This is a genomic window from Streptomyces sp. NPDC051136, assembly GCF_044455745.1.
In the GTDB taxonomy this organism is placed as follows: domain Bacteria; phylum Actinomycetota; class Actinomycetes; order Streptomycetales; family Streptomycetaceae; genus Streptomyces.
On record NZ_JBITFE010000012.1, the window covers coordinates 246,527 to 253,009 of the forward strand.

Consider the following 6,483-nt stretch of genomic DNA (forward strand, 5'->3'; position numbering starts at 1 on the left):
GGGCGCACGGTGCCGGGCCCCCGCCGGGCGCGGCGCCCGCAGCCGCCGCCCGGCGTCCCGGTCCAACCACCGGACCACCTGGGCCCCACCCGCCACCCCGCCGTAAAATCCGCACGTCAGCGCCATCGCCGCAAGAGGAGCCGTCCCCTCATGGCCGAACACCCCGCCTACCCCGTAGGCCTCCGCCTCACCGGCCGTCGCGTGGTCGTCCTCGGCGGCGGGCAGGTCGCCCAGCGCCGCCTGCCCGCCCTCATCGCGGCCGGCGCCGACGTCCACCTCGTCTCGCCGGAGGCGACCCCCTCCGTCGAGGCCATGGCGGACGCGGGCGAGATCGCCTGGGAGCGGCGCCCGTACGCGGAAGGGGACCTCGCGGGCGCCTGGTACGCGCTGATCGCCACCAGCGACGCGGAGGCCAACCACGCCGCCTCCGCCGAGGGCGAGCGGAACCGCGTGTGGTGCGTGCGCGCCGACGACGCCGACCAGGCCACCGCGTGGACCCCGGCGACCGGGCACAGCGAGGGCGTCACCGTCGCCGTACTCACGACCGACGCCCGCTACCGCGACCCCCGCCACACCGCTGCCATCCGCGACGCGGTGGTGGAGGGCCTGCGCGACGGCACCCTCGTCGCCCCGCACCAGCGCAGCCGCACCCCCGGTGTCGCCCTGGTCGGCGGCGGCCCCGGCGACCCGGACCTGATCACCGTCCGCGGGCGCCGTCTGCTCGCCGAGGCCGACGTCGTCATCGCCGACCGGCTCGGTCCGCGCGACCTGCTCGCCGAACTGCCGCCGCACGTCGAGGTCATCGACGCGGCGAAGATCCCGTACGGGCGCTTCATGGCCCAGGAGGCCATCAACAACGCGCTGATCGAGCACGCCAAGCAGGGCAAGGCGGTCGTACGGCTCAAGGGCGGTGACCCGTTCGTCTTCGGGCGGGGCATGGAGGAGGCGCAGGCGCTGGCCGAGGCGGGCATCGCCTGCACCGTCGTCCCCGGCATCTCCAGCTCGATCTCGGTACCCGGCGCGGCCGGTATCCCGGTCACCCACCGGGGCGTCGCCCACGAGTTCACCGTGGTCAGCGGCCACGTCGCCCCCGACGACGAGCGCTCCCTGGTCGACTGGCCCTCCCTCGCCAAGCTCACCGGCACGCTCGTCATCCTCATGGGAGTCGACAAGATCGGCAGGATCGCGGAGGCCCTCGTCGCGCACGGCAAGTCCCCGGACACCCCGGTCGCCCTCGTCCAGGAGGGCACGACGGCCGCCCAGCGCCGGGTGGACGCGACCCTCGCCACCGTCGCCGAGACGGTCGTCGCCCGGGAGGTCCGGCCGCCCGCCGTCATCGTGGTCGGCGAGGTCGTCGCCGTGGGCCCGCACGGGACGGTGTGACGTGGCCGGCCTCGTCACGATCGACGACCCCGACGACCCGCGCCTGCACGACTACACCGGCCTGACCGACGTCGAACTGCGCCGCCGCCGAGAACCCGCCGAGGGCCTGTTCATCGCCGAGGGCGAGAAGGTCATCCGGCGGGCCGGCGAGGCGGGCTACGCGATGCGCTCGATGCTGCTGTCCGCCAAGTGGGTCGCCACCATGCGCGACGTCATCGACGACGCCCCGGCACCGGTGTACGTCGTCGACCCCGAGCTCGCCGAACGGGTCACCGGCTACCACGTGCACCGCGGCGCGCTGGCCTCCATGCAGCGCAAGCCCCTTCCCGCCGCCGCCGGCCTCCTGGCCACCGCCCGCCGCGTCGTCGTCATGGAGTCCGTCAACGACCACACCAACATCGGGGCGATCTTCCGCTCCGCCGCCGCGCTCGGCATGGACGCGGTGCTGCTCTCCCCGGACTGCGCGGACCCCCTGTACCGGCGCAGCGTCAAGGTCTCGATGGGCGCGGTCTTCTCCGTGCCCTACGCCCGCCTCGACACCTGGCCGGCCGGGCTGGCGACGGTCGGCGAGGCCGGCTTCACCCTCCTCGCCCTCACCCCCGACGAGCGGGCCGAGCCCCTCGACGCGGTCGCCCCGCACCGCATGGAGCGGGTGGCCCTCATGCTGGGCGCCGAGGGCAGTGGCCTGTCCCGACGGGCCCTGGCGGCGTCCGGCACATGGGTGCGCATCCCGATGTCCCACGGCGTCGACTCCCTGAACGTGGGCGCGGCGGCCGCGGTCGCCTTCTACGCGGTGACGGCGGGCCGCCCCACGGCGTGAGCCGCGTCGGGGCGCGGCACACCGACTACGCGGTGACGGCGGGCGCCTGTCGGGACGGCGCTCGCCCAGGCGTGGCATCGCGACCACGCGGGGACGGCAGGGGCTTCTTGGGGTGGGCCCCGTCCGGGCGCGGCACACCGAATACGCGGTGACGGCGGGCGCCTGTCGGGACGGCGCTCGTCCAGGCGTGGCATCGCGACCACGCGGGGACGGCGGGACGCCCATGGCGTGAGCCCCGTGCGGGTGTCGCACTCCGACTCAGGGCGTCGGCTGCCCCGGCAGGCCGCCGGGCGGGTCGACCCGCTCCTGCTGCTGCGTCGCCCGCACGCCACCGCCCCGGTCGTCGCCGAGTCCGCGCGACGGCCCCTGGCAGCCCTGCGCGGCGGCGATACCCAGCGCGACCAGCAGCGTCACCACCACGAACACGAACAACCGCTGCCGCAGCAGCCGTGGATTGGCGGGCCGACGCCAGCCGCCCCCCGTCGTCCTCGGCGCCGTACGGCCGGTCCCGCTGCGGGGCGCCGGCCTGCCACCGTCGTTGCGGGAGGCGCTACGGCCGCCCGTGTCGCGCGAGGAGGGCGTGGGCCGGGCCCCGGACCGCGCCCCCGTGCCGCCTGCGCGCGACGGAGTGCCGCCCCGCGAGGGCGTGCCGCCCCGTGACGGAGCCGCGCCACGGGACGTGGGCCCCCGCGATCCGGACGTGCCGCGCGGCGCCGGGGTGCCCTGCGCGCCCGGCCGGCCCTGCGGACGCCGCCGGTCGCGCTCCGGGTAGGTGTCGGCGAGCCGCCCCGTGGGCCGGTCGGCCTCGGCACTGCGCGGCGCGGGCGGCCGTACGTCCGTCATGCCCTGGGCCTCCCGGGCGGCGATCTCCTTGAGGCGCAGCGACAGTTGCAGGGTGCTGGGGCGCTCCTCGGGGTCCTTGGCCAGGCACGCCCGCACCAGCGGGGCGAGCGCGTCCGGGACGCCGTGCAGCTGGGCCTCCTCGTGCACCACGCGGTACAGCATCACCTCGGAACTGCCGTGCCCGAAGGGCGAGTCGCCCATCGACGCGTACGCCAGCGTGGCTCCCAGCGAGAACACGTCCGTCGCCGGTGTGACCGCGGCCCCGCGCACCTGCTCCGGCGCGAGGAAACCGGGGGAGCCGACCGCGGTGCCGACGTGCGTGAGCGTGGAGGCACCGGTGGCCCAGGCGATGCCGAAGTCGATGATCCGCGGCCCCTTCGGGGACAGCAGGATGTTGGACGGCTTCAGGTCCCGGTGCACCACCCCGGCCTCGTGCACGGCGACCAGGCCCTCGGAGAGAGCGGCGCCCACGGCCGCGACGTCGGCCGCGATCAGCGGGCCCCCGTCGACGACCTTGTCGTGCAGGGAGGGGCCGGGCACGTACTGCGTGGCGAACCAGGGGCGGTCCGCCTCCAGGTCCGCGGCGACCAGACGGGCGGTGCAGCCGCCCCGGATGCGCCGGGCCGCCGAGACCTCGCGCGCGAACCTGGACCGGAACTCCTGGTCCTCGGCCAGGTCGGGCCTGATGACCTTCAGCGCGACCCGCTGCCCCTTCTTGTCGGAGCCCAGGTAGACCACGCCCATCCCACCCGCGCCGAGCCGTCTGTGAAGCCTGAACGAGCCGACGACGCGCGGGTCCTCGCGCCTCAGGCGCATCATCGCCATGTTCATCCCCGCTGCCCGGTCCCTGTGACGTGCCACAGCTTACGTTTCCACGGCCGCCCGCGCGCAGAGGCCGCGCCCTCTCGGGACAACGGATTGTCAGTGTCCGGCACGAGAGTTGAGGCGGGGTCAGCGAACCCGCCTGAAGACCGCCGGCACTCCGGCCGTGATCCCAACCCCCCGTGGCAGCCGGGGGTTTGGGCCTGGGCGGGGTGACCGTGCCGGAGCGGTCCTTCCGCCCCCGGCACGGTGGCGGGCCGAGCGGGTCCCGGGGCGGGGACGGAAGGGCGCGGGGAGGGGGACGAAGTGAGAGAAGTCACCGGACAGTCCGGAGATATGAGGACACGGTGGGCGCCCCGTCCGGGAGGACCCCGACACCCGGTGGGCGGTCTCCACCCAGGGGAGTACGCGGTCGGTCCCGGCTCATCCTCCGGGAGGCCCGGCAATCGGTACGAGGGCATGACGTCCGAGGACGGCCGGGCCCATAGATTTGAGGTCAAGCGGCGGGTGGCAGCACTCGTCCCCCGAGGTCAGACACCCGCCGCTGCGAGACAACGACAACCGAGTACACGCAACGGTCAGGAGAGGGACCATGGCCCAGACGGTTCCGCGGACACTGCTCCGCACACGCGCAAGCCGCCGTCAGGGCCGTCGCCACCCCGCGGTGGCGACGCTCATGGCCCTGCCCCTGGCGGTCCTGCTCCTCCTCGTCTTCGACGGGTGGGAGACAGTGGCCACACAGGCGTCGTCCGTGGGTGTGGTGCTGGGGCGCTGAGCGGCGACCCCAGGCCCGGAAGAGCGGTCCGGGCGGGGACATCCATCCATGAAACCCCGTGGGGACGGGGGTGCGGCGGACGGCAAAATGCCGGCGCAGCTGGGGAGCTGCGCCGGCATTGCTTTTCCCGCCCACCGGCCCACGTCCGACGCCGAAAACGACCGAACCGGCGCCGAACCCGGCCACGCCCCACCTCGCGCTCACCCCTTGCGCCCATGCCCGCGACGCCCTGCGCCCTGCGCCCTGCGCCCGAGCCCGCCACACCCCGGCGGCCATGCACCCCGAGCGCTGCGTACTCTCACCCACGTGACCACGGACGACCACGCCCTCCTTCCCGCCCTGGAGGCCCGCGTCAGGGAGGCAGCCCATGCCCGTACCCCGGCCTGCCCCGGCGGTGCGGTCACCCTCGCCGACCGCCCCGACGCCACCGTCGTACGGCACGCCGGCACCGTGGCCAAGGCCCATGCCGCGGACGCCGACCCCGCCGAGCTGTCCAGCCGCGTCACCGTCGCCGCCGGCCTCCCCGGCGTACTCCTGCCCCCGCTCGGTCCCGCCCCTGTCGCCCTGCACGGGCGGCTCGTCACGTACTGGCCCTACGGCACACCCGTGGACCCGGAGGACCCGGACGCGGCGCCGTGGGAGGCCGCGGCCGTCCTCCTCGCACGCCTCCACCGCACGCCGGCCCCCACCGCCGTACCGCCCATGCGCGGCCCCGCGAAGGCCGCCCTGGCCGTGGCCGGTCTCCGGGAGGCCGCACCCGGCCACCCCGACGCCGCACCCGTACTGGCGGCCTGGGCCGCGCTCCCGGGCTGGGCGCGCGGCGAAGCCGCCATGCCGGACACGACGACCCTCTGCCACGGCGACCTCCATCTCGGCCAGCTCGTACGCCACCCCGCACCCGACGGGCCCTGGCTGCTGATCGACGTCGACGACCTCGGCACCGGCGTTCCCGCCTGGGACCTGGCCCGCCCCGCGGCCTGGTACGCGTGCGGACTGCTGCCGCCCGAGGAGTGGCACCGCTTCCTGGCCGCCTACCGCGCCGGTGGCGGTCCCGCCGTCCCCGCCGACGGCGACCCCTGGCCCGCCCTGGACGTCCCGGCCCGCGCGCTCACCGCGCAGACCGCCGCCCGTGCGCTCACCAAGGCATTCCTGGCCGGGCGGCCGCTGGACGAGGTGGAGCGTTCCCTGGTCGACGCCTGCGCGCGCATGGCGTCCGTCCGGCCCGCGGGCCCACGGGCGGGAGCGGAAACTTCCCCGCAGTAGGGTGCAACCGACCCGCGGCGGGACAGAGTCTGTCCTGGCGATACGCGAAGCAGGACCGACCGGCGAGGAGTTGAGCCGAGCATGCAGTGCCCCAAGTGCCACGCACCGATGCACACCTACAACCGCAACGGCGTTCAGATCGAGCAGTGCAGCGGCTGCCGCGGCATCTTCCTGGACTACGGCGAGCTGGAGTCGCTGACCCGCCTGGAGGCCCAGTGGTCCCAGCCCGCTCCGCCGCCCCCGCCCGCCGCGCCGCAGGCGTACCCCGCGGCCCAGGCCCCGGCGTGGGGCGCCCCGCAGCACGGCGGCCACGGTCACTACGGCCACCACCGCCAGAAGAGCTTCGGACGCATGCTCTTCTCCAGCTGACCCGCCGGGGGGGGGGGGGGGGGGGGGGGGGGGGGGGGGGGGGGCGCCCGGCCCCCCCCCCCCGCCCGCCGGGGGGGGGGGGGGGGGGGGGGGGGGGGGGGGGGGGGGGGGGCCCCGCGCCCCCCCCCCGGCCCCCCCCCCCCCCCCCCCCCCCCCCGTCCGGACGGCCTGCTGCCTGCCGCTCTACCGCTGCTGCTGCGCGGACCAG

The 6,483-nt window shown here is 76.2% G+C and carries 6 protein-coding genes; 5 read left to right on the forward strand and 1 reads right to left on the reverse strand.

Annotated elements, in window-relative coordinates; translation table 11 throughout:
• The first annotated feature begins 150 nt into the window (after nt 1-150).
• Both cobA and ACIBCJ_RS31290 read left to right on the forward strand, forming a co-directional pair.
• Nucleotides 151-1,383, forward strand: coding sequence for a uroporphyrinogen-III C-methyltransferase (cobA, locus tag ACIBCJ_RS31285; protein ID WP_362097177.1), 1,233 nt, complete (start codon nt 151-153; stop codon nt 1,381-1,383).
• 1 nt (nt 1,384) lies between these two features.
• Complete coding sequence (locus ACIBCJ_RS31290; RefSeq protein WP_365980568.1) at nt 1,385-2,203, forward strand: RNA methyltransferase; 819 nt, start codon at nt 1,385-1,387, stop codon at nt 2,201-2,203.
• Between the two features lie 258 nt (nt 2,204-2,461).
• Here the strand turns inward: ACIBCJ_RS31290 and ACIBCJ_RS31295 are convergent, their stop codons facing one another.
• Nucleotides 2,462-3,877: a protein kinase gene (locus ACIBCJ_RS31295; RefSeq protein WP_362097420.1), complete on the reverse strand. Its 1,416-nt coding sequence runs from the start codon at nt 3,875-3,877 to the stop codon at nt 2,462-2,464.
• A 583-nt stretch (nt 3,878-4,460) separates the two neighbouring features.
• Between ACIBCJ_RS31295 and ACIBCJ_RS31300 the strand changes: the two genes are divergently transcribed.
• The 3 genes from ACIBCJ_RS31300 (at nt 4,461) to ACIBCJ_RS31310 (ending at nt 6,275) form a co-directional block, all read left to right on the forward strand.
• Nucleotides 4,461-4,643, forward strand: coding sequence for a hypothetical protein (locus ACIBCJ_RS31300; protein WP_133888069.1), 183 nt, complete (start codon nt 4,461-4,463; stop codon nt 4,641-4,643).
• Nucleotides 4,644-4,949: 306 nt separating this feature from the next.
• On the forward strand, nt 4,950-5,906 hold the full coding sequence (locus ACIBCJ_RS31305) for an aminoglycoside phosphotransferase family protein (protein WP_365980567.1): 957 nt from the start codon (nt 4,950-4,952) through the stop codon (nt 5,904-5,906).
• Nucleotides 5,907-5,987: 81 nt separating this feature from the next.
• Nucleotides 5,988-6,275: a zf-TFIIB domain-containing protein gene (locus ACIBCJ_RS31310; RefSeq protein WP_052837822.1), complete on the forward strand. Its 288-nt coding sequence runs from the start codon at nt 5,988-5,990 to the stop codon at nt 6,273-6,275.
• Nucleotides 6,276-6,483: the final 208 nt, after the last annotated feature.